1 protein-coding gene is annotated in these 587 nt (G+C 39.0%); it reads right to left on the bottom strand.

Annotated elements, in window-relative coordinates; translation table 11 throughout:
• Nucleotides 1–343: 343 nt before the first annotated feature.
• A partial coding sequence (locus tag GWK16_RS25075) for a hypothetical protein (protein WP_211187730.1) occupies nucleotides 344–587 on the bottom strand: 244 nt, incomplete at its 5' end.

Raw genomic sequence — 587 nt, 5'->3', positions numbered from 1 at the left:
GGTCCACCACTGGGGGCATGACTTTGGCAGTTTGATACACACTCCGAACCACTGATTTGAAACAAAAGATTCATAAAGCTTCGAAGCTTCATGAAGCAGTGTTTTGAAATCGGCCATCACTATATAAATCGTTATTTTGTTTTTTTGGCACACCAAAAATATTCTCGTCGCTTTATAATATTAATATTGAACCACTGTACTCACATGAACTGATTTAAATATGTTTTTAGTACCTTTATGGATCTTGAGAGAGGAAATGTCATTGCTCCCTATGGAGGCCTCACGGAGCCATCGGATTTAAACAAAAATATCTCAATTTGCGTTCCGAAGATTAACGAAGGTCTTACGGGTGTGGAACGGCATGAGGGTGAGTAATAAATGACATTATTTTCATTTTTGGGTGAACTAACCCTTTAATATTTTCTGATATTGCAACAGAAACTGCAACAGTCAGACCAACTCTTTCTCTGCTATGGTGAACCACAAAATGGTACTGGGTAGTGGAAGTCATTGTCCAGGTATACAAGGCCAACAACCTTAAGGTGCCATTTGGCGAGAAGTATCTCAACATCTTGAGCAGCATTAAA

It is taken from the genome of Neoroseomonas marina (assembly GCF_012927745.1).
In the GTDB taxonomy this organism is placed as follows: Bacteria; Pseudomonadota; Alphaproteobacteria; order Acetobacterales; family Acetobacteraceae; genus Neoroseomonas; species Neoroseomonas marina.
This window is presented reverse-complemented; position numbering and strand designations above follow the sequence as displayed.